Annotated in this window: 16 protein-coding genes, 1 tRNA gene, 3 pseudogenes and 1 CRISPR repeat array; of the genes and pseudogenes, 14 read left to right on the top strand and 6 right to left on the bottom strand. The window is 67.9% G+C overall.

Features of this window, described 5'->3' with window-relative positions; all coding sequences use genetic code 11:
- The coding region (locus VS93_RS22925) for a sensor histidine kinase (RefSeq protein ID WP_046471949.1) at window positions 1-426 on the top strand (426 nt) is incomplete at its 5' end.
- Here the strand turns inward: VS93_RS22925 and VS93_RS22920 are convergent.
- Window positions 411-1,385 (bottom strand): TAXI family TRAP transporter solute-binding subunit, encoded by a 975-nt coding sequence (locus tag VS93_RS22920; RefSeq protein ID WP_046471948.1) that lies wholly within the window; start codon window positions 1,383-1,385, stop codon window positions 411-413. The genes VS93_RS22925 and VS93_RS22920 overlap by 16 nt on opposite strands.
- Before the next feature lie 202 nt (window positions 1,386-1,587).
- Between VS93_RS22920 and VS93_RS22915 the strand changes: the two genes are divergently transcribed.
- The 3 genes and pseudogenes from VS93_RS22915 (at window position 1,588) to VS93_RS22905 (ending at window position 5,160) form a co-directional block, all read left to right on the top strand.
- The gene (locus VS93_RS22915) at window positions 1,588-2,598 is read left to right on the top strand and encodes a TAXI family TRAP transporter solute-binding subunit (RefSeq protein WP_046471947.1); all 1,011 of its coding nucleotides are present in this window, start codon (window positions 1,588-1,590) and stop codon (window positions 2,596-2,598) included.
- Window positions 2,599-2,606: 8 nt separating this feature from the next.
- Entirely contained in the window at window positions 2,607-3,143 is a 537-nt protein-coding gene (locus VS93_RS22910; protein WP_046471946.1) for a DUF1850 domain-containing protein, read from the top strand.
- Window positions 3,140-5,160: pseudogene (locus VS93_RS22905) on the top strand (TRAP transporter permease). Before VS93_RS22910 ends, VS93_RS22905 begins: the two are co-directional and overlap by 4 nt.
- 52 nt (window positions 5,161-5,212) lie before the next feature.
- Here the strand turns inward: VS93_RS22905 and VS93_RS22900 are convergent.
- Both VS93_RS22900 and VS93_RS22895 read right to left on the bottom strand, forming a co-directional pair.
- On the bottom strand, window positions 5,213-6,046 hold the full coding sequence (locus VS93_RS22900; protein ID WP_046471945.1) for an ABC transporter permease: 834 nt from the start codon (window positions 6,044-6,046) through the stop codon (window positions 5,213-5,215).
- Window positions 6,043-7,035 carry an ATP-binding cassette domain-containing protein gene (locus VS93_RS22895; RefSeq protein WP_046471944.1) on the bottom strand — a complete coding sequence of 331 codons (993 nt, stop codon included), beginning with the start codon at window positions 7,033-7,035 and terminating at the stop codon, window positions 6,043-6,045. The genes VS93_RS22900 and VS93_RS22895 overlap by 4 nt, the downstream gene beginning before the upstream one ends.
- A gap of 519 nt (window positions 7,036-7,554) precedes the next feature.
- On the opposite strand from VS93_RS22895, the gene VS93_RS22890 reads away from it, so the two are divergent.
- A complete protein-coding gene (locus VS93_RS22890) occupies window positions 7,555-8,406 on the top strand; it encodes an SAM-dependent methyltransferase (protein ID WP_046471954.1) in 852 nt (283 codons plus the stop codon).
- Between the two features lie 78 nt (window positions 8,407-8,484).
- Here the strand turns inward: VS93_RS22890 and VS93_RS22885 are convergent, their stop codons facing one another.
- Window positions 8,485-9,129, bottom strand: a complete 645-nt coding sequence (locus VS93_RS22885) for a hypothetical protein (RefSeq protein ID WP_046471943.1) — start codon at window positions 9,127-9,129, stop codon at window positions 8,485-8,487.
- 630 nt (window positions 9,130-9,759) lie between these two features.
- Between VS93_RS22885 and VS93_RS22880 the strand changes: the two genes are divergently transcribed.
- The 3 genes from VS93_RS22880 (at window position 9,760) to VS93_RS22870 (ending at window position 15,021) form a co-directional block, all read left to right on the top strand.
- The gene (locus VS93_RS22880; RefSeq protein WP_046471953.1) at window positions 9,760-10,356 is read left to right on the top strand and encodes a hypothetical protein; all 597 of its coding nucleotides are present in this window, start codon (window positions 9,760-9,762) and stop codon (window positions 10,354-10,356) included.
- 13 nt (window positions 10,357-10,369) lie between these two features.
- Window positions 10,370-11,623, top strand: a complete 1,254-nt coding sequence (locus VS93_RS22875; protein ID WP_236700685.1) for an SRPBCC family protein — start codon at window positions 10,370-10,372, stop codon at window positions 11,621-11,623.
- Between the two features lie 453 nt (window positions 11,624-12,076).
- Window positions 12,077-13,448: direct repeats of the CRISPR family, unit length 29 nt; unit sequence GGGACCATCCCCGCGTGCGCGGGGAGCAG.
- Window positions 13,449-14,223: 775 nt separating this feature from the next.
- Window positions 14,224-15,021, top strand: coding sequence for an NUDIX domain-containing protein (locus VS93_RS22870; RefSeq protein ID WP_082127127.1), 798 nt, complete (start codon window positions 14,224-14,226; stop codon window positions 15,019-15,021).
- Here the strand turns inward: VS93_RS22870 and VS93_RS22865 are convergent.
- Complete coding sequence (locus VS93_RS22865; protein WP_201776723.1) at window positions 15,005-16,147, bottom strand: XRE family transcriptional regulator; 1,143 nt, start codon at window positions 16,145-16,147, stop codon at window positions 15,005-15,007. The two genes, VS93_RS22870 and VS93_RS22865, sit on opposite strands and share 17 nt — an antisense overlap.
- Window positions 16,148-16,368: 221 nt before the next feature.
- Between VS93_RS22865 and VS93_RS22860 the strand changes: the two genes are divergently transcribed.
- The 6 genes and pseudogenes from VS93_RS22860 (at window position 16,369) to VS93_RS22840 (ending at window position 21,107) form a co-directional block, all read left to right on the top strand.
- Window positions 16,369-16,794 carry a hypothetical protein gene (locus VS93_RS22860; protein WP_046471942.1) on the top strand — a complete coding sequence of 142 codons (426 nt, stop codon included), beginning with the start codon at window positions 16,369-16,371 and terminating at the stop codon, window positions 16,792-16,794.
- A 25-nt stretch (window positions 16,795-16,819) separates the two neighbouring features.
- On the top strand, window positions 16,820-17,983 hold the full coding sequence (locus VS93_RS22855) for an AAA family ATPase (protein WP_052745936.1): 1,164 nt from the start codon (window positions 16,820-16,822) through the stop codon (window positions 17,981-17,983).
- Window positions 17,984-18,112: 129 nt separating this feature from the next.
- The gene (locus VS93_RS22850) at window positions 18,113-18,355 is read left to right on the top strand and encodes a hypothetical protein (RefSeq protein ID WP_046471941.1); all 243 of its coding nucleotides are present in this window, start codon (window positions 18,113-18,115) and stop codon (window positions 18,353-18,355) included.
- Window positions 18,356-18,493: 138 nt separating this feature from the next.
- Window positions 18,494-19,410 (top strand): annotated as a pseudogene (locus tag VS93_RS22845) (bifunctional DNA primase/polymerase).
- A 211-nt stretch (window positions 19,411-19,621) separates the two neighbouring features.
- Window positions 19,622-19,777: pseudogene (locus VS93_RS33555) on the top strand (helix-turn-helix domain-containing protein); the annotation flags it as partial.
- A 40-nt stretch (window positions 19,778-19,817) separates the two neighbouring features.
- Window positions 19,818-21,107 (top strand): tyrosine-type recombinase/integrase, encoded by a 1,290-nt coding sequence (locus VS93_RS22840; protein ID WP_046471940.1) that lies wholly within the window; start codon window positions 19,818-19,820, stop codon window positions 21,105-21,107.
- 81 nt (window positions 21,108-21,188) lie between these two features.
- Here VS93_RS22840 and VS93_RS22835 read toward each other — a convergent pair.
- Window positions 21,189-21,262: transfer RNA gene (locus VS93_RS22835), tRNA-Ala, on the bottom strand.
- Window positions 21,263-21,471: the final 209 nt, after the last annotated feature.

Below are 21,471 nucleotides of genomic sequence, written 5' to 3'. Positions count from 1 at the left end.
GCCGAACGGGCGGGTGCCGCCCTCGCGTGCTGCGGCGCCTCCGGCGCCGAGGCGCGCTGCGCGGACGGAACCCTCGACCAGGTGCTCGACGTGCTGATCGACAACGCGCTCAAGTTCGGCGGATCCGGCGTGCGGATCGCGGTGCACGTCCGCCCCCCGGCCGACGGCTCCGTCGTCGTCCATGTCGTCGACGACGGCCCGGGGTTGACCGAGGAACAACTCGCGGAGGCCGGGAAACCCTTCTGGCGCTCCGAGGGCGGCGTCGGTGCCGAGGGCGGGGGGCTGGGGCTGTCGATCGTGTCGACGCTGCTGAACATGCACGGCGGAGATCTGCGACTGCGCCGGGCCGACCCGCACGGGATCGACGCGCGTGTCCGGCTCCCTACCGCGGAGACCGGAGACGACACCTCTCACACGTCGGCATAGGCCACTTTCTGCGAGCGGTAGTACCCGGCCGCCCCGGGGTGCAGCGGTACCGGAAGCGTCGCTATGGCCACCCGCGGGTTGAGGTGCAGTGCCACCGGGTGCGCTTCGACGAGTTCGTCGCGCGCGGCGAAGAGCGACCGGGTGATCTCCTCGGCCATCTCGTCGGGCATGCCCTCGCTGACCACGAGCAGGTTCGGCACCCCGATGGTGCGCACATGCGGCACTCCCGGGTAGGTACCGGCGGGGATCGACTGCTCGGTGAAGAAGTCGCCGTGCTCCTCCCGCAGCGGCTCCACGTACTCGGCCAGGCCGATCAGCCGGATCGGGGCCGATTCCGCCATGCTGGTGACGGCCTCGGTGGGAAGGCCGCCGGACCAGAAGACCGCGTCCAGCCAGCCCGCACGTATGGCCAGGACCGACTCCCTGATCGACTGGTTCCTCCGGGTGATGTCGTCCTGCGGGTCGACGCCCGCCAGTTCGAGGACGCGGTCGGCGATCAGCTCGGTCCCCGACCCCTCGTCCCCCACCGACACCCGGTGGCCGGCGAGTTCGTCGGCCCGTTCCACCGGCAGATCGTCGCGGACGATCAGATGCGTGCGGTTGTCGTACACCCGTGCCAGGGCGGCCACCGAATGCGGCTCGTCGAACGGCGGCTGTCCGTTCACGGCCAGCGCCGCGACATCGGCGAGGGTGAAGCCGACATCGGCCTCGCCCTCGGCGACCAGCCGCACGTTCTCCACGCTGGCACCGGTGGGCATCGCCCGGGCGCTCCGCGACAGTGCGCTCTCCGCGAGGCTCGCGCCGTAGACGTGGTAGACACCGCCGGGCCCACCGGTCGCGATGGTCAGCGACGGCAGGGGGGCGGCAGTGCGCCCCCACCCCGCCCAGAACGCGAGGGCCACCGCCGCGGCGACCGCTCCCGCCGCGGCCGCCCATGCGCCTCGGACGATGCGTGGCATGCCGGGACGATACTGCTCCGGACACGGCGGTGAACAGAGCCGTCGTACCTCAGGACTTCCTCAAATACCCCCGCATCCCCCTATGGGCGGGCCGGCTGTTACGTCTACATTTCGGCGCAGTGAACTGCGTCACAAGCCGTTCGCGCCGCGGAGGCACCGCGCGGACACGCACCGTCCGCCGGCGGAGGAGAGGAGTTCGACAGTGCGACGGAACCGAGCAGGACTTGCGGCGCTCTCGCTGCCGCTCAGTGTGGGGCTGCTGGCCTCGTGCAGCCAGCCCGCGGAGCAGATGGACGAGGACACCCTCGACGATCTGTCCATCGCCAGCGGAACCACGGGCGGCGTCTTCTACCCCGTGGGCGGGGCGATGGCCGAGGTCATCAACAACGAGGTCGAGGGGGTCAGCGCCAGCACCGAGGCGACCGCGGCCTCGGCGGAGAACATGCGGCTGATCGGCGGCGGCGAGAGCGAGGTCGCGATCGTCCAGGGCGACACCGCCTACCAGGCGGTGCACGGCGAAGGGGACTTCGAGGGCGACGTTCAGGAGGCGCAGGTCCTGACCGTGCTGTACCCGAACGTCTACCACGCCGTCTCGCTGGAATCGATCCACGAGGACCAGGGCTTCGACTGCATGTCGGATGTCGAGGGCAGCCGCTTCTCGGTCGGCGCGCCGGGCAGCGGCAACGAGATCGCCACCGACCTGCTGTTCCAGGGGCTCGGCATGGACTTCGACGACGTCGATGTGCAGCGGTACGCCTACGCCGAGACCGCCAACGCGCTGCGCGAGGGCCAGCTCGACGCGGGTTCCTGGGTGGTCGGGGAAGGCCACGCCAGCCTGCTGGAGCTGGAGCAGACCGACCCGGTCCACCTGATCCCGATGTGCGAGGACGAGCAGAGCGCGGTGGTCGACGAGCACGACTTCTACACGGCGCACACCATCGAGGGCGGGACCTACGAAACGGTCGAGGAGGATGTCGAGACCCTGGCGCTGTGGAACGTCGTGGTGGTGAGCCCCGACTTCCCCGAGGAGCTGGCCTACGACCTGCTGGACGCGCTGTACGAGAACATCGACGACATCAACCAGGTCTACGAGCCCGGCACCGAGTACCACGTCCCGGAGACGATGGCGGAAAGCCCGGTGGAGCTGCACCCCGCCGCCGTCCGCTACGCCGAGGACAACGACATCGAGATCCCCGAAGAACTGACCCCCTGAAGTTCGCGATGAAGGCACGCACTGCGGTCGTCGCGATCACCGCCCTCCTCACCACCGCCCTGCTCTGGCCGGTGTGGCCGGCGCTGTCGATCGGGGCGGAGGGATCCCGGATCGGTCATGTCCCCCTCGACTCCGAGGGGGGTTTCACCGTCTCCTTCATCCACTCCCTCGACAAGCTTCCGGTGGAGGACGTGTACGTGGTCCGCGACGGCCGGGTCGTGCAGGACGCCACCCGCCTGCGGCAGTTCGGTGCCGGTATGGGCCACATACCGGGCGAGGGCAGCGGTCACGCCGAGGGCGACTGGTGGGTGGTCTCCGATCTCGACCGCCCGATCGACGACTTCAAGCTCCGCGTGGGCTCGCCGGGGGCCGACCACCGCCTGGTGCACCCCGGCGGGGAGATCCCCCTTTCACAGTGCTGGGCGGGCGAGAGCCTCACCCTGCGGCCGGTGAAGCTGCCAACGCTGGTGCGGCTGCTTCCCACTACGCGACCGCCCGCCTGCCCGGAAGGCACGGAGGACGCTTCAGGAAACGAGACATCATGAGTGAGAACCGGGAAACGCCCGACCCTCCCCCGGAGAAACGGCGGCCCCTGATTCCCGACACCGCCTCAGGCGAGGGCGCCTCCCCGCTGTGGCGCCACCTCGCGACCGAGCGTTGGGGCGAGGGCAGGACCGGCACCGTGATCGGATTCGCCGTGCTTGGAGTCGCTCTCGCGCTCGGCGGCTACCAGATCTACATGGCGCTGTACCTGAACCTCGACGCCTACCTGCAGCGGGTCATCCACCTGCTGTTCGTGCTGGTGCTGGTGTTCCTGGTGCGGCCGGCCGCGAAAGGCGCCTGGGCCCGCCGGCTGCCCATGGGCGTCGTCGACATGCTGCTCGTGGGCACGGCGCTGGTGATCAGCCTGTATCCGGTGCTGAACTTCGACGAGATCGTCACGCGCATCGGGGCGCCCACGCCGCTCGACCTGACCATGGGCACCATCGCGATACTGCTGCTGCTGGAGGCGTGCCGGCGCGTCATCGGCCTGTTCATGTCGACGCTGGTGCTGGGGTTCATGCTGTACGCCTGGCTGGGCCCTCTGCTGCCGGGCATGTTCGCCCACCGCGGCTACACCTTCCAGCGCATCGTGTACCACTCCTACCTGTTCCAGGAGGGCATCTACGGGCTTCCGCTCGGCGTCGCCGCCACCTTCGTCTTCATCTTCATCCTCTTCGGGGCGATGCTGCAGAAGACCGGGGGCGGCGACTTCTTCGTCGGCCTGGCCTACTGCCTCACCGGCCGGTACACGGGCGGCCCGGCCAAGGGCGCCGTCGTGGGCAGCGCGTTCTTGGGCTCGGTCTCCGGCAGCGCGATCGCTAACACCGTGACCAGCGGCGCGTTCACCATTCCGCTGATGAAGCGTGTGGGCTACAAACCGCACGAGGCGGGCGGCGTCGAGGCGGCCGCGTCAACGGGCGGCCAGGTGCTCCCGCCCATCATGGGCGCGGGCGCGTTCATCATGGCCGAGATGATGGGCGTGCCCTACATGGACGTCGTCAAAGTCGCGATCATCCCGGCGCTGATGTATTTCACCGTGGTGTTCCTGTTCGTCGATATCCTGGCACGCAAGCACGGGATCGGCGGGCTGCCGGCCGACCAGCTGCCGCGACTGCGCACCACCCTGGCCGCCGGCTACCACTTCCTGGCGCCGTTCATCCTGCTCATCACGCTGTTGCTGATGTACGTCACCCCGCTGCGCGCGGGCCTGTACGCGATCGGCCTGCTGCTCGTGGTGGCCATGCTGCGCACGGCCAGCCGGCTGGACTGGAGCGGCCTCGGCGAGGTGTTCGTGATCGCGGCGCGCAACACACTCGGCGTGTCGGTCGCCACCGCTGTCGCGGGCATCATCGTCGGCATGGTCGGGCTTACCGGCCTCGGGCTGAAGCTGTCCAGCATCATGCTCAGCGTCGCGGGCGGCAGCTGCTGGCGACGCTGGTGATGGTCGCGCTGGCATCGCTGATCCTCGGTCTCGGGCTGCCCGTGACAGCCGCCTACATCGTGCTGATCGTGCTGGCCGGACCGGCGCTGATGGAGCTCGGGCTGGCGCTGATCGTGGCGCACATGATCGTCTACTGGTACAGCCAGGACTCCAACGTCACCCCGCCGGTGGCGCTGGCGGCGTTCTCCGCATCCGGTATCGCCGGCTCCAGTCCCATGCGGACCGGCCTCAGCGCGTGGAAGTTCGCCAAGGGCCTCTACCTGATCCCGCTGCTGATGGCGTACTCCCCGCTGCTGCTGGGCGGCACGGTCGGCGAGGTCGCGTGGGCGGTGGTCAGCGGTATGGTCGGCCTGGTCGCGGCCGCGGTGGCGCTGGAGGGCTTCATGCGGCGGCGCACCCTGCTGGTGGAACGGATCGGTCTGGCCGTCGCGGCGGTGCTGATCTTCACCCCCGACCTCTGGGCCGACATCGCCGGCATGGCACTGACCGCGGTCCTGCTCGCCGCCCAGTTCTGGGACGGCCGGACGCCCCCGGCCGTCTCCGAGTCCCAGCCGGAGACCGCGCAGCGCGCGGGGTAAGCGGGACAGGGGGCGCCTGCCTCCGCGCAGGGGCGGGCGCCCGTTTCCCCGGCTACTTCCTGTTGCGGTACAGGTACATGGTGATGGGCGCGAACAGCAGCACCATCACCGCGGACGCCATCAACACCGACACGATCTGCCCGGTGGTGACCCCGCCGTGCATCAGCCCGCGGATCGCCGTCACCAGGTGGCTGACCGGGTTGACGTCCACGAACGCCCGCAGCCAGCCGGGCATGGTCTGCGGGTCCACGAAGATGTTGCTCAGGAACGTGCCGGGGAACATGACCATCATGCTCACGCCCATGACCGAGTTCGGTGTGCGCAGCAGCAGGCCGAGCAGGGTCCACAGCCACGACAGGCTGTAGCAGAACACGAGCAGCAGCACCACGGCGAGCAGCACGCCGCCCGCGCCGTTCTCCGGACGGAACCCCAGGACGAGGCCGAGCACGATGACCATCGTCGAGGCTAGCGTGTAGCGCACGGCGTCGCCGAGCAGCGCGCCCGCGAGCGGGGCGGGTCGCCAGACGGGCAGCGACTTGAAGCGGTCGAAGACGCCCTTGGTGATATCGGTGTTCAGCGCCACCCCGGTGTACAGCGTGATCATCACGACCGTCATGACCAGGATGCCCGGCAGCACCCACTGCAGGTACTCACTGGTGGACCCCGCGAGCGCCCCGCCGAACAGATACGTGAACATCAGCAGGAAAAGGACAGGGAACACCGTGACGTCGAAGAGCTGCTCCGGGACGTGCTTGATCTTCAGCAGCGCCCGCCACCCGAAGGTGAGGGAGGCCGACAACGCGCTCGGGCGGGCCGGCCGGTTGCGGGACGCGAGAACCGAGCGGAGATCCCCCTCCGCGACGGGACGAGTCTCTGTGGTGGTCATGCCGCACTCTCCTCAGCGGTCTCCCCGGCGCCATAGGTCTCGGCCGGGTGCCCTGTGAGGGCGAGGAACACTTCGTCCAGGCTGGGCTGCCCCAGCGCGAAATGGGAGACGTCGACTCCGGCGTGCGAGAGCTCGCCCAGGGCGTGCGCCACCCGGGCCGGGTCGGCGACCCGGGCCGACAGGGCGGCCGGGTCGGCCTCGCGGTGAACGGGAACGCGCAGCGACTCGATCAGCAGCCGCTCGGCCTCGTCCCTCTGGGCGGGGTCGTGCACGCGCACGTGCAGGGTTCCGGACCCGACAGCCGCCTTGAGCTCGCTCGGGGTGCCCTCGACGATGATCGCGCCGTGGTCGATCACGGCCATCCGGTCCGCGAGCTGGTCGGCCTCGTCCAGGTACTGGGTGGTGAGCAGCACCGTCGTCCCCCCGGCGACCAGAGCCCGGACGATGTCCCAGACCTGGTTGCGGCTGCGCGGGTCAAGCCCCGTGGTCGGCTCGTCGAGGAACATCAGTTCCGGCGTGACAACGATGCTCGCGGCGATGTCGAGGCGGCGCCGCATCCCGCCGGAGTAGTGCTTCACCAGGCGGTCGGCGGCGTCGGCCAGCCCGAACGCGCCGAGGAGGTCGTTCGTCCGCCGCTTGGCCTGCGCCCAGGAATACCCGTAGAGCCGCCCCAGCAGAACGAGGTTCTCCAGGCCGGTGAGCTCCTCGTCCACCGAGGCGAACTGCCCCGTGAGACTCACCAGGCCGCGTACGGTATCCGCTTCGCGCACGATGTCGTGGCCGAGCACGCGGGCGTGCCCACCGTCGGGACGCAGCAGGGTGGCCAGCATTCTGATGGTGGTGGTCTTACCTGCGCCGTTTGGACCGAGGAAGCCGTAGACCCCTCCGGAGGGGACGGTCAGGTCCACCCCGTTCACCGCGCGGGTGGCGCCGAAAACCTTCACCAGGTTCGAGGCCTCGATCGCGAGGTTCCCAGCAGTTGCAGTCACGTCGCCTCCCCATGCCCGTGCGGACCCGCCGGCCGCGACGACACCCAAACTAGAACCTGAATAAAGATTGAGGTCAACCCCGGCCGGCTGGAGACAACCGGCGGGCGCCCGCCCCGTACAGGCCGGCGACGAGAGACCGCATGATGCCCCCGGAACCACATGCGGCGGCCGCTCGGCTGCCGCGATACGGCAACGCTATCGAACTCGTGTTCGAGGTACAAGCGTTCGAAGTCCGCGCCGGAAAAGCCCCATCCGGGGTAAGACCGGGAACCGCGCCGCTGGAAGCCGGCCGTGAAGTCACCGGTGACCGCAATTGGCATTCCGGGATTCCCGGCCGGATTCCTTTTGGAAAACGCCTATCAGCGCCGCGGTACGGCGGAATCCCGCTCATATCCGCAAACAGGTCCACGGGCACGCGCGCAGGGTCTATAGTTCAAAACGTCATGGCCTGAAGTCCTTGCGCCCCAGGGGATGCCGCTGCCCTAACTGATGGGAGACCACGTGTCAGACAACGATTTCATGAAGCACAGCACCGGCGACCTCGCGAACTTCCCGCCTGAGGTCGACATGAACACGCCCACCGTCGCGCGGATATATGACGCGATGCTCGGCGGCAAAGACAACTTCGAGGTCGACCGGCAGGCTATGGCCGCAATAGAAGAGGCCAATCCCGGAACCGTCGACCTGGCCCAGGCGAACCGCGCCTACCTGACCCGGGGTGTGGATTGCGTGGCCAAGGCCGGCGTACGCCAATTCCTCGATCTGGGGTCCGGTCTGCCCACCGCCGACAACACGCACCAGATCGCCCGGCGCACCCATCCCGACGCCTCGGTGGTCTACGTCGACAACGACCCCATCGTCCTCGCGCACGGCCGGGCGATCCTCGCCGAGACCCCCCGCACATCAGTGGCCACCGCGGATCTGACCGATGTCGAAGGGGTGCTGGCGGCCGAGGACACCCAGCGCCTCATCGACTTCTCCCAGCCGGTGTGCCTCATGCTCGTGAGCCTGCTGCACTGCATCCCCGACGAACAGGACCCGTTCGGGGTGGTACGGGCCTACTTCGACCGTTTCGCTCCCGGCTCCTGCCTGGTCTACTCGCACATCGTCTCCGACGACGAGACCGCGGCCCGCGATTTCACCGACCGCATCCACTCTTTCGGCACATCATGGGGCCGGGTGCGCTCACCGGAGGAGGCCGCGAAGGTGTTCGACCAGTTGGAACTCGTCTCCCCCAGCTCCGACGGCACCTTCGACCCGGTGCCGGTCGAATGCTCGACCTGGCGCAACGACGGCAGGACCCCCGAGCCCCGCCCCGCCGACCCCGAGGTCCTGATCTGGGAGCACGCCGGGATCGCCTTCAAACACTGACGCCGCGCCATCGAACGCCGCGGAGGTCCCGACAGCACGGTGATCCGGACGGTCCGCGCCGGCGTCCGGATCTCCCGATCAGGCGGCTTCGCGTATCCGGCCGGCGAGCGTACTGTCCCGGGCGGTGTGCACCAGGCCGGTGAAGAACGCGGCGACATCCTCGCCGTTGACGAGCGCCGCCAACTCCTCGGGATCCTGGGGAAGGCCGAGCGCCTGCGCTCCCCGAAGAGTGGTGCGATCGGCATAGGGACGCAGCCACGGCCACACGTGCTGGGCTTCGCGGCAGAAGATGTCGGCACCGGTCGGCCCTATCCCGGAGAAGCGCTGCAGTTGGCGCCGGAGAGCGCTGGGATCCCGTTCGGCCACGGCGGGCAGCCGGCGCAGGTCGCCGCCGACAAGGTCCAGGGCCAGCCGCGCGCAATCGCCCAGCCGTGTGGCGGTGCTCTCGTCGTACCGCACGTAGTGCCCGCGGCCCAGCGCGTCCACCCGCTGCTGCCAGCTCATCCCGGCCATTCCCCGCGCCGTGCCGCCGCCCGCCCGAACGAGCTCGCGAGCGGCCGCAATGGCGATCGCGGCGGAGATGCGCGCGCTCAGCAGGTTCGCGACGACAAGCAGCCGCCACAGGGGCGCCGGTTTGTCCGCGAGCCGGATACCGGCCTGGTGCGCGACCGTCGTCCCGGCCTCCTCCATGACCGTGCGGGCGACCCGGGCCGCAGTAGGCATACCGCCTCCTCTCGCCTGCTCTCTACTTTTCCCGCTACCCGGACCCGGGCCCCTCCCACGCCCTTCGCGCCGTCCTGGGCAGCGGTGCGATCGGCCGGCTTTCCCATTACGCGCGCATACGACATGTCACCGTGTACCCGATTCGCGCGCTTTCGGCGGTCGTTCCGGTTCGATGTTTCACCCCCCTCTTGCGCGGTAGCGGTCGTACATCAGGTGCGGTCCTCCGTACCGATGCTGTGACCAGCGAGAGTTCCATGAGTGAGTACAACAGCGTCGGTGAGGGCGAGCGGAAACGCCGTCTGCCTCGCAAGAGGGCAGCGGGCGCCCGTGCCCGTGCGCCCCGCGAGCGGTTCGAGGAACTCTCGGAATCGAGGTGGACTCGGCGACGACGCGTTAGCCGCCGAACCGAAGCGCCCAAGAAGCATTACACCGAACTCCTGAACATTCTGGAGGACACGCGCCGGCGAGGCGTCACTGTCGTTACCCAGCCGTTGCGCACATCCTCCGAGCAGGTCGATTCGGGCGGACACGGCGAAACGGTGTTCAGCGCGATCGAGGGCGAGCCGCTGGACCGCCCCGAAGAGGCCGGACACCTACGAAACGGGCAAAACCAGGCGGAGGTGGGCCCTGATGGGAAGTACCGGAAACACTGCGAAGATCACCGCTGCCGTAATCGGGGGCTACATCCTCGGTAGGCGGAAGAAGCTCAAGCTCGCCATCGGCCTCGGCCTCTACCTGGCGATGAAGAAGCTGGACCTCAACCCGCAGGCGCTACTGAAGGAACTGTCCGAGCTTCCCGGGGTCACCGAGTTGAAGGACCAGGCCCGCGGTCAGGTAGCCACGGCGGGCAAGGGCGCGGCCGAAACCGTGGTGTCCAAGTTGGCGAGCAACCTGGCCGACTCTCTGAACGAGCGCGCCGACCGATTGCAGCACGGAGCCGCCGACGCCGCGTCCGGCGCAGCCGACACCGCTGCTGAGACCGCATCCGGCGTTGCGTCCGACTCGGCCGACACCGAGGAGGGGGATACCGAGGAGGGCGACACCGAGGAGTCGGAATCCTCCACGGAGGAGCAGGCGGCGCGGTCCGGCGGCGAGAAGGCGTCGAGCGCCCGGCGCGGTTCCCGCGCTGCCAAGAGCGCGGGCAAGGGCGCAGGCAAGGGCGCAGGCAAGGGCGCCGCCGCATCCGGGGCGGCCGGCCGTTCACGCGGTTCCCGCAAGAGCAGCTAGGAGGATGATGAGCGTGGCGGACGACAACAACGGTCCTCTGGCCCGGTTGCGCAATGCGGCCGACAAGAACGACGGCACCTCGAAACTCGCCGACGCGGCGCAGAAGTACCTCACCGCGAAGGCCACCAGCATGGTCAACGGCGCCACCGAGAAACTCGGCAGCTACGCCGAACGGCTCGTCAGCGACGGGCCGAGCGGCGCGCTGGGGGGACTGCTCAAGGGCGGCAAGAAGCTCGCCGAAGGCGGGAACCCGGCCAGCGCCGTGGCCGCGGCGGGCGGCCAGGCCATCAAGGACAAGACCAAGGACCTGGCCGGCGCTCTGGGCGGAAGGGCAGGCCGCCGCGGAAGCGGGCCCAAGTCGGTCAACATAGTCGAGAACATCGACGTCGGGGTCCCGGTGCGGGTCGCCTACAACCAGTGGAGCCGCTTCCCCGACTTCGGCGACTTCACCAAGGGCGTGCAGACCGTCGAGGAGGAGGACGAGGTCGAGTCGAAGTGGACGGCCAAGATCCTCTGGTCGACCCGTAGCTGGAAGGCCACCGTCACCGAGCAGATCCAGGACTACCGGATCGCCTGGACCAGCGAGGCCGACAAGGGCACCACGAAGGGTGTCGTGACCTTCCACCCGCTGGGCGACAACCTCACCCGCGTGCTGCTGGTCGTGGAGTACTTCCCCAAGGGCTTCTTCGAACAGACGGCCAATCTCTGGCGGGCCCAGGGACGCCGGCTGCGGCTGGACCTCAAGCACTACCGCCGCCAGGTCATGATGATGGCCCAGGAAGAGAGCGAGGAGCTGGAGGCTGGCACGGCGAGATCCGCGATAGCGAGGTCGTCCTCAGCCACGACGACGCCATGGAGCTGGAGGAGGCCGGGCTCACCGCCGAGCAGTGGGCCGAGCTCGACGAGCTCGACGAGGACGAGCTCGCCGCCCTCTCCGAGCTGGACGAGGAGGAGCGCGCCGAACTCGCCGAACTGGCGGAGGGCGGCGCGGAAGAGGACGAGTACGCCGAGGAAGAAGAGGCTGAGGAGGAACCCGAGGAGGAAGAAGAACCCGAGGACGAGTACGCCGAGGTGGAAGAGGCTGAGGAGGAAGAGGAGGAGCGTCGCCCCGCGGCACGCCGATGAGCCGGTCAGGCCGTGGTCGGCGCGGCTTGCCCGGCCCCGCCGGCAGTCGGAGCAGGCAGAACCGAGGGATCGGCGACCAGAGCGACCGAGCCGGCGCGCAGCGAGCCGAACCGGCGTGATCGGACGCCGACCGACCCCGTGAACAGTACAAAGGCCGGTTTCCACCCGGAAACCGGCCTTTTCCCTGTGGAGCTGAGGGGATTTGAACCCCTGACCCTCTCGATGCGAAGCACCGGATACAGGGAACGCACGATCGAAAATCAGGTTCCGAAGTGCGCTTCTTCTCCAGATGCGTTCGCGAGAGTTCACCCCGGTTTCTAGCGGTTGCCGTACTCTGCTGGGGTACGGCAGCGGGACAGCGGAAGCACTGAAATGCCCTGTGGCAAGATCACTTTCGCGTAGACCCATTTCCCCCTTCAGCGCGCCGAGAACGGCGCACAGTGGCCATCTGAGCGAGTCATCCGGAACGGTCGAAGCTCAAGCGGCGGTGGTCGTCACCGTGGTCGCGGTAACGGTAGTGGGGGTGGGGAACCACCAAGCCGTACCCCCGAATGGATGGCCACACGCTTGCCGGTTGGTGGCCGGGGTGCGCGTGGGCCCCGTCCCCGCGTGCGCGGGGAGCAGCAGCCTGGCGACCGTCGCGGCGTACATGCGGATGGGACCATCCCCGCGTGCGCGGGGAGCAGTCACCGCTGGAATCCTCCATGATGAAAATGAGGGGACCATCCCCGCGTGCGCGGGGAGCAGGCGGTCACGCCCGTCGTCGAGGCGTTCTCGCCGGGACCATCCCCGCGTGCGCGGGGAGCAGGGCGCCATGCGGCCCTTACAGGGCCAGGCGTTGGGACCATCCCCGCGTGCGCGGGGAGCAGAGGCGTCCACCTGGTCGAGGTCGTCCTGTCCGAGGACCATCCCCGCGTGCGCGGGGAGCAGATCTCGACGTAGGAGTGCAGCCGCCAGCGCCGGGGACCATCCCCGCGTGCGCGGGGAGCAGCCTTGGCCGGGGGTGCCCTGTTCGTGGGGCCCGGGACCATCCCCGCGTGCGCGGGGAGCAGAGAATCCATTCTTGCCCACAGCCGTAAACGGTGGGACCATCCCCGCGTGCGCGGGGAGCAGGGGCTGGGCCCGTGCGAGGAGAACGCGCACGGGGGACCATCCCCGCGTGCGCGGGGAGCAGCTGGCCGCCCTGACGGAGCTGTTCGAGGGCACGGGACCATCCCCGCGTGCGCGGGGAGCAGATCTGCGCCTGTGTCGGCTCGGTGAGCCCGGAGGGACCATCCCCGCGTGCGCGGGGAGCAGTTTCGTTCCGTTCAGCCAGGTGTGGCGGGCGCGGGACCATCCCCGCGTGCGCGGGGAGCAGTCCCGGGGATGACCCGAGGAGCCTTCCGTGGCGGGACCATCCCCGCGTGCGCGGGGAGCAGCTGACCGACCTGGAAACCCCGCACTCGGCCGGGGGACCATCCCCGCGTGCGCGGGGAGCAGCGGCGGAACCCGGAGACTGGTTGGCCGAGCTCGGGACCATCCCCGCGTGCGCGGGGAGCAGGTCGCCAGCGCGGCGCGCGCGAGTTCGGCGGGGGGACCATCCCCGCGTGCGCGGGGAGCAGAACTCCTCAGATGCGGGGGCGGTCGAGCCGCCGGGACCATCCCCGCGTGCGCGGGGAGCAGCTGCGCAGCGGCGACGACACGGGCACCCACACGGGACCATCCCCGCGTGCGCGGGGAGCAGATGGTGTTCCTACCTGGTCAGTAATCGTGACGAGGACCATCCCCGCGTGCGCGGGGAGCAGTGGTGTGGCCGGGTACACCGGTTTTCCGCGCCGGGACCATCCCCGCGTGCGCGGGGAGCAGGCCAGGATGTCGGCCTCAGTGGTGGCGGAGTTGGGACCATCCCCGCGTGCGCGGGGAGCAGATCACCGGCAACACCAGCTTCAGGCACCCGGTGGGACCATCCCCGCGTGCGCGGGGAGCAGACTCCGTGACCTGCAATGCTACCGCGCCACCATTGCCAAATATGCAACTTCCCGAGAAAGCGGCATAACAGACAAATCAGCCATCCATCCAAAACGCAGACCACGCTGCAAGGACGCTACACCACGGCGCCGCCCTCGGGACGACCGTGCAATATTCACCGAAAGTGACGAAAAGCGGTGCCTGAAGACGGTAACGCGCCCGCTAGCGCTAGCGGGGCCTCTCGCTAGCGCTAGCGATCCCGCTAGCGCCCCGATCCAGTGATCACCTGGGAGTTAGCGCACTAGCGACCATCTGCGAGAACCCTCAAAAAGCGACCCTAGACAGGTGGTGACCCCCTCTCCCATCCCGCTATCCCTCCCCCTAGGTGTGTGACTCTATGTAGTGGGTTCCAGCGGTTCCAAGGGTTCCATGGGGTGAGGTGGGGGGCTCCCCATCCGGGGGGTGCGGCACGCGCCTTACTGGGTAGCCCTCTGTCGGTGTGGAACCGTTGGAACCCTTGGAACCCCCAGGTGGGAGGCATGATCACCTGGAACCCTGCTGGAACCCTTGAAACCATGAGATGACCGAACGGTTCCGAGGGTTCCAGCAGGGTTCCAAACAATCATGGGCGTGAGCTGGGGGTTCCAGCGGTTCCAAGGGTTCCACAGGGTGAGGTGGGGGGCTCCCCCACAGGCAGCGGGAACCCGGGGCAGCCGTAGGTGTCCCGTTGCAGAGAGGCGCCGGTTCGTAAACTGGTACGTACCAAACCGAGACGAAAACTAGGGGCCGACGCTGATGGGCTCAGTGACTCAGCGCGTAGAGGACGCCATCCGCGATCTCATCGCATCCGGCGAACTTGGACCGAACGGCAAGCTGCCATCCGAGCGGAAGCTCTCGCAAGACCTTGACGCGGGGCGCACGACGGTGCGTCTGGTGCTCGGCAAGCTAGCGGCCGAGGGAACTATCCGGAGCGAGCACGGCCGCGGGTACTTCGCCACCACCGGCGGCAGCGAGCGCAGGAGCGACCCTGATAGCGACGATCTCCCGTCGTGGGTGATCCGCGGCGAGCGCACCATCTATGACAACCGCTGGGTTCGACTCACGCTCGTTGACGTTGAGCCGCCCGGTGTGGAGCGCTTCGAGCACCACGTCGTGAGGCTGCACCATGTCGCCATCGCGGCCGTGGTCGACGAACACGACCGCGTGCTCATGCTCTGGCGCTACCGGTTCGTACCCGACAGGTGGGGGTGGGAGCTTCCGGGCGGCATCGTGGATCCTGGGGAAGACGCTGGCGCGGCGGCCGCCCGGGAGGTCGAGGAAGAGACGGGATGGCGGCCTAGTGCTCCGCTGAAGCACCTGGTCACGTTCCAACCTATGGTGGGCATGGTCGACTCGCCGCATGACGTCTACCTGGGCGAAGGTGCCAGTTACACGGCGCCTCCCAGTGATGCCGAAGAGGCTGGCCGTGTCGCGTGGATCCCGCTTGCGGACGTGCCGGGCATGATCGAGCGTGACGAGATGCTCGGGTCGGGGACGTTGGTCGCGCTGCTGCACATCCTCGCTTCCCGCAAAGGCATCACGCCTGGCCAGTAAGCCGCTCGATGCGTTTCCGCTGCCGTACAGAACCAGTGCGGTTGGCCAGCAGTCTGGCCTTCCGCAACTGGTCTGTCGCGTCGCCGTGCTCACCGCGCCGCATATGCGCTTGGGCAAGGTCGGCCCGCAACCCTGCCTCGGCACGTGCGAAGGTGGAATCCATGGCTTCCAGAGCCTCATAGAGTTCGCTGACCGCGCCTTCGTCGCCGATTAGCGCGAGAGAATGGCCTTTCCAGCGCTTCAGGTGCTCTTCTGTCAAGAAGATGCTGAGCATGTCCGGATCTCTCAGCAATCCGTCGTCCGGTATATGGAGTTCGGCAGATTCGAGCGCGGAGCGGCATGCTGATTCTTCGCCAGACAGCGCGTGAAATTCAGCCTTCGCCGCTAAGAGCCAGGAGGCGACACGGGGCGGTATCTCGGTCCCGGCTATCCGTAGCGCTTCGGTCACGAGTTCCACGGAGAGTTCGGGTTTTCCAGCTTCGGAGAGCACATAAGCCTGCTCTCCCATCGCATGAGCCAGATAGGCCAGCCGTTCCGCTTCCCTGGCCGCGCTCTTGGCCTGCTCATAGTGCCTCCAAGCGCGGTCAGTCGCCCCGACGTCGAGGGCTTGCCACGCCGCGAGCGTCGAGGCACCGGCCAAGGCTTCCGCGATTGGCTGGCGCACGCTCGGGAGAACGGCGAAGGTCAAGGCTTCTGTGAGCGTGTTGATATGGGCCGTCATCTGGTCAACAAGCTGAGAAGCCCCCATTTGCCGATCGACCGTGCGAAGCAATTCCGTCTGCTGATTAAGGGTGTCGACAACGGAACTCGATACGGAGTGCGCCGAATCGATACGCTCAACCAGTTCGCGGTACCCGTCAACGGTGGGAATGCTGACCTCTTTCCCACCGAAGAGTTCTTCATCGGTCATCCCCAGAACCGCGCGGAGAATCGCGGTATAGGGCGGTGCGATGCTCCGCTTGCCGTTCTCCCACTCGGAGACGTAGACGCGCAGACTCGCCGTTCCGGCGATCGAGGTTGCTTGGCGCGTGCGTAGCGCTCGATCTCGTGGATCAGCCGGTTCTGAGACCAGCCGCGCGCTGATCGTCCCTTGCGTATCTGCTCTGACATGCTCCCGTCCCTTCACGGGCAACTATGCGACCCAACAGGAGGGCTGGCCAAACGCGCAGGCCAGTAAGGGTTAACAGTGCCGGGTTAATGACTGTTGGCTTCCGCGACACCGTCCGCACCGGACATCTTGGGTTCATGAGAGTTCACCGGAAGCCCTTGACACTGGTGCGCACCAGTTGTTCTACTACTGGTGCGCACCACTTGGAGCGCTCTCGCAACCACGTGAGGAGAACAGCCATGACCGCTGTGATTGACCGCCCGAACTCTGCCCAGTCCATGCCCGTGGTGACGGTTCCGATTGATGGTGAGCGGGTTGTTCGACCGTTGACGGGCGAAGGACTCGAACGCTACCTGGCCACCTGTGACGCGAGCGAGCTTCGCCAACTGGTGAAGGATCTCGTCCTTGACCAGGTTGACCTACTGGACCGCTTCGTTCCGGGCCACCTGCAGGTGGAGGCCGACTACAGCGCCTACTGGGAGATGAGGAGCCCGAGGGGAATGAGGCTGAGGGCATCAACACTGGTGACCGTGGCCCCGTGGACCCTACCCGGCGGGGCGGCACCGTCTACCAGGTGGTCGACATCGCAGACGCTTGACTTCGCCCCCGGCACAGCGCCCAACTCGCCAAAGTCTCTCGCTGTGCCGGGGCCCTCGCGTCACTGACAATCCAGCGCGCTAGGAGTCCATTTTGCCTCATCACGGGCACGATGCCCACCCAAGCCCCAACGGTCTTGGGGCGCATGCGTCGCTCAGCGACGCCACTGCCGCGGCTGAGCGGCTGCTATCACAGCTCAACGCCGCAGAGCAGATCACTACGGCCCTGCCCTCCAATGGGGAGGGCACGGGCGAGGAGGCTCCCCATCTGGAGACCTACACGGCCGCCGACCTGATGAGCATGGACTTCCCCGAACCGGTGTGGGCCGTGCCCGGCCTGGTGTGCGAAGGGGTGAACCTGCTCGCCGGGGCCCCCAAGGTCGGCAAGTCCTGGCTCTCACTGGGGTTGGGGATCGCGGTCGCCTCCGGGGGTAAAGCCCTGGGCAGCATCGACGTGTCGCCGGGGCCGGTGCTGTACCTGGCGTTGGAGGACACCGCGCGGCGGCTGCAATCGCGGCTGTCTCGCGTGCTGGCCGGTACGCCGGCCCCCGAGCAGCTTGCGTTCGCCACCCAAGCGCCGCCGCTGCCGCAAGGCGGGGACGACTACATCGCGGCGTGGTTGGACCGTCGGCCCGGTGCGCGCATGGTCATCATCGACGTGTTCGCCAAGCTGCGCGGCTCACCCCCGGCAGGCTTGTCGGCCTATGAGGCTGACTACCGCGCCGTGTCAGCAGTTAAGCGCCTGGCCGATACCTACCAGGTCGCGGTTGTCCTGGTCCATCACACCCGCAAGACCGGCGGCGGGGGCGGTGACTTCCTCGAAGAGGTCTCCGGCACCAACGGGCTGGCCGGAGCCGCAGACGCCACGCTCGTGTTGAAGCGCTCCCGCGGCAAGGCCGATGCCGAGTTGTGCGTGACCGGGCGCGACGTCGACGAGAGCGAGTACGCCATGGAGTTCGTCGCCGATATCGGCGCCTGGCACCTGTTGGACGGCCCTGCCCAGGAGTACACCGTCACCGATACCCAGGCCGCAATCCTGCGCTACCTACGTGAGCACGACGACGGCCGAACACCGAAGCGGATCAGCACTGATCTGGAGTTGGCAGCGGGAACCGTGAAGTCCGCGTTGAACCGGCTCAGCAGTGAACGGGGGTTGCTCACCACCGATGGCAACGGCCGCTACTTCGCCGCTGCCACCTCTTCCGAGAGCACTCCTGAGAGCGCTTTCGAAGCGCTTCCGATCATCGCTGACCCATGACCCCGCAAGTGCTTCCGAGAGCGCTTCTGCCCCCGCCCACGTTCACCGCTGTACCTGCACAAAAAGCGCTCTTCGAGAGCACCGGTGACCCCCTCAAGAGCGCTTCTGAAACCCGAGAGGAGTACCCCAGTGAAGGCCACCGATCCGGCCCACCGACGGCTCACCGATGAAGGTGTACGCGTCGCTCTGGCAGACGACCCTGCCAACGCGTTGCGCACCGCCGCCACCAACATGGCGTTCTTCGTGGTCTACGGCTACACCACCTTCGGTGTCGTCGCCCGTGTGCTGATCCCCGAAGCCACCCAGCGGGGCGTTCCGCTGGACGACGCGCGCGGCATCGTCACCGGCCGCATCCTCGGTGAACTCAACTGACCGCCCCCGGTGTGAACCAGGGGATGACCCGGGTCAAATCCCTGGTCGCCACCGATTCGAGCCCCGAGAAGCGGCCCCGGTGCATAGCCGCCAAGCAACCACCGGGACCGCACCACCAGAAGTGGAGGCACCCCCATCATGACCACTGCTGAGCAGGCATTCAACATCACGCCGTTCGTGCTGGCCGCTGCCCGCCATGGCTGGCACGTCTTCCCGCTCCGTCCCGGCGAGAAGCGCCCGGCGTCAGCTTTTCGCGACTGGGAGCGCTACGCCACCACCCATCCCGACCGGATCCAGGCGTTTTGGAGCGGGGCAGGTTCAACTACGGCATCGCGTGCGGCCCTTCGGGACTGGTCGTGATCGACCTGGACACCCCCAAGCCTGGGGAGGCTACGCCGCCAGAGTGGGCACAACCCGGCATCAATGACGGCGCCGACGCACTGGCCAGCATCGCCGAACGTGACGGGCACACCCGCGACTTCGCGCGAATGCTGGACACCTTCACCGTGCGCACTCGACGCGATGGTCTTCACCTGTACTTCACCGCCCCCGAGGGGGTTCGGATGCGCAACACCGCGGGCAAGCTCGGGTGGCTCATCGACACCCGCGCGCACGGCGGCTACGTGGTCGGCCCCGGCTCCTACGTTGCCGACGACGACGCAAGCGGGACCTACCGCGTGGCCAACCCCGCGCCCCCGGCACCACTCCCGGCGTGGCTGGCCAACCGGCTCACCACGGGACAGCCGCGACCGATGCCGCCCCGCCCCGCGCTCGATCTGGCCACCACGCGCAACCTGGCCAGCTACGCCACAGTCGCGCTGCGCAGTGAGCTGGAACGCGTGCTGGCCACCCAGGCCGGGCAGCGCAACCACACGCTCAACGCCGCGGCGTTCGCGCTCGGGCAACTGGTCGGCAGCGGGGTTCTGCCCCAAGCGCTGGTGGAAGACGCGCTCACCCAAGCTGGCCGCCACATCGGTCTGGGGGAACGCGAGTGCGAGGCCACCATCCGAAGCGGCCTCACCGCCGGTCTGCGTGCGCCGCGCACGGCCGCATAACCCCCTACCGGCTCGGGGCGCGACGGTTTCCCCCACTCCCGAAACCGGTTTCGCCCCGGCATCACCTCAAAACCCCCTGTGCGCTGGGAGGGTTTCAGGTTTCGCCCTGTCCGACGCCCCCCTTTTTCACAGCAAGTACCGCGGCCCCCGGGGCGCATAGCCGCCACGCCAAACCGCCCCGGGGCCGCGCACCAGAAATGGAGGCAGATACATGGCCGCCACGTTGGAAAAGAAGCTGTACCGGATCTCCGAAGCCGCCCAGATCCTGTCCATGGGGCGCACCCAGGTCTTCAAGGAACTGGCAGCCGGCCGACTCCAGTCGGTCGGAAGCGGCAAAACGCGCCGCATCCCCGCTGAGGCCATCGACGCCTACGTTGAACTGCTCAAGCGCGAAGCGGAGGAGGCTGATGGCCAAGCGCGCCAACGGGGAAGGCTCGATCTACCCCTACCGCAACGGCTACGCCGCTCACGTCTGGGTCACCACCCCTACCGGGGAACGCAAGCGCAAAAGCGTCTACGGCAAGACCCGCGAAGAGGTCCACGCCAAGTGGCTCAAGCTCCACCAGGCCGCCCACCGAGGCCCCGTGGCCACCTCGCTCCCTTCACTGACCAGCTATCTCGGCTACTGGCTGAAAGAGATCGTGGGGCCGCATCTGGCCCCGGCCACGTTCTCCAGCTACGAGATGCTCGTTCGGCTCTACATTGCTCCGAAGCTCGGGAAGAAACGCCTGGACAAGCTGACCGTGCGCGATGTGCAGACGTGGCTGAACAAGCTGGTCAGAGAATGCCAGTGCTGCGCACAGGGCAAGGATGCGGCCCGGTCTCCGGCACAACGGCGGTGCTGCGCGAGTGGTAAATGCTGCGAGTCGACGATTTCCGAACGCACGGCCCGGGATGCGTGGACAACGCTGCGGAACGCGCTGAACAACGCCATCCGTGAAGAGCTATTGACCCGCAATGTCGCATCGCTGGTCAAAGCCCCGAAGCCCCGTCGCCGCAAGGAAAAGCCTTGGACAGTTGAGGAGGCGCGTCGGTTTCTGGAGTCGGCCCGGCGCGACGGCGACCCGATGTATCCCGCCTACGTCCAGATTCTCGTTCTCGGCTTCCGGCGCGGTGAGGCACTGGGAACGACCGATGACGTCGTGAACTGGGATGGCTGGGACCAGCCGTGCGAGCGGCACGGCGCTACCTTCTGCTCCGAGTGCTTCGCCCGTCATGACGTGGAACTCATGGTCGAGGAACAGGTGCAGCGTGTCGGCGGGAAGCTGTACCGCCGCGAGGTGAAGACGGAGTCCTCCGAAGCGCCCATCCCACTGCCTGCGATCGTCGCGACGGCCTTCGCCCTTGCGATCAAGCGCCGCGAGGAACTTCGGAAAGTGGCCACCGAGTGGGAGGACTCCAACCTGATCCTCACGACAGCGAGGGGGCGTCCCATCGAGCCGCGGAACTTCAACCGGAGCTTCCACAAACGGTGCGAGAAAGCCGGGGTTCGCCGGATCAAGGTGCACACCACACGGCGGACGTGCGCCTCACTCCTGGTGGCTCTCGACGTTCATCCTCGTGTGGCGATGCAGGTGCTTCGGCACAGCCAGATCAGCGTCACGATGAACATCTACGCGGAGGTTTCCAGCAAGGAGAGCCGGGAAGCCCTGAAGCGTCTCGGGGGGATCTTGGAAGACGATTCCGGCACGCCGTAGGGCGGACGTTGCCGTACTTTGCTGGGGTACGGGACATACAAGGGCCGGTTCCCGAAGTGGGAACCGGCCCTTGACCTCCTGTGGAGCTGAGGGGATTTGAACCCCTGACCCTCTCGATGCGAACGAGATGCGCTACCGGACTGCGCTACAGCCCCTTGGGGACGTTTCATAGGTTAGCAGCTTGCAGCGCTTGCTTCGAACCGGTTACGCGGCGGAGTGGTCAGTCCCCCGCGGCGCGGAGGTGCGCGTCGGCGTACTGGTCGTAGACCTGGTCGCGGCGGGATGTGAGCTCGATCACCTCGGCATCGCGAGCGGCGTCGGCGGCGCGCCGGGCGCGCGCCCGGCGCCGCTGGTAGCCGGGCCT

It is taken from the genome of Allosalinactinospora lopnorensis (genome assembly GCF_000981225.1).
In the GTDB taxonomy this organism is placed as follows: domain Bacteria; phylum Actinomycetota; class Actinomycetes; order Streptosporangiales; family Streptosporangiaceae; genus Allosalinactinospora; species Allosalinactinospora lopnorensis.
The sequence above is the reverse complement of the archived record's forward strand: the minus strand, read 5'-3'. Positions and strand labels throughout refer to the sequence as shown.

Coding starts and splice junctions, on each gene's coding strand:
- VS93_RS22870 (WP_082127127.1), top strand. CDS start 14,224: ATGGGCTCAGTGACTCAGCGCGTAGAGGACGCCATCCGCGATCTCATC.
- VS93_RS22880 (WP_046471953.1), top strand. CDS start 9,760: ATGGGAAGTACCGGAAACACTGCGAAGATCACCGCTGCCGTAATCGGG.
- VS93_RS22890 (WP_046471954.1), top strand. CDS start 7,555: ATGAAGCACAGCACCGGCGACCTCGCGAACTTCCCGCCTGAGGTCGAC.
- VS93_RS22840 (WP_046471940.1), top strand. CDS start 19,818: ATGGCCAAGCGCGCCAACGGGGAAGGCTCGATCTACCCCTACCGCAAC.
- VS93_RS22910 (WP_046471946.1), top strand. CDS start 2,607: ATGAAGGCACGCACTGCGGTCGTCGCGATCACCGCCCTCCTCACCACC.
- VS93_RS22900 (WP_046471945.1), bottom strand. CDS start 6,046: ATGACCACCACAGAGACTCGTCCCGTCGCGGAGGGGGATCTCCGCTCG.
- VS93_RS22920 (WP_046471948.1), bottom strand. CDS start 1,385: ATGCCACGCATCGTCCGAGGCGCATGGGCGGCCGCGGCGGGAGCGGTC.
- VS93_RS22885 (WP_046471943.1), bottom strand. CDS start 9,129: ATGCCTACTGCGGCCCGGGTCGCCCGCACGGTCATGGAGGAGGCCGGG.
- VS93_RS22860 (WP_046471942.1), top strand. CDS start 16,369: ATGACCGCTGTGATTGACCGCCCGAACTCTGCCCAGTCCATGCCCGTG.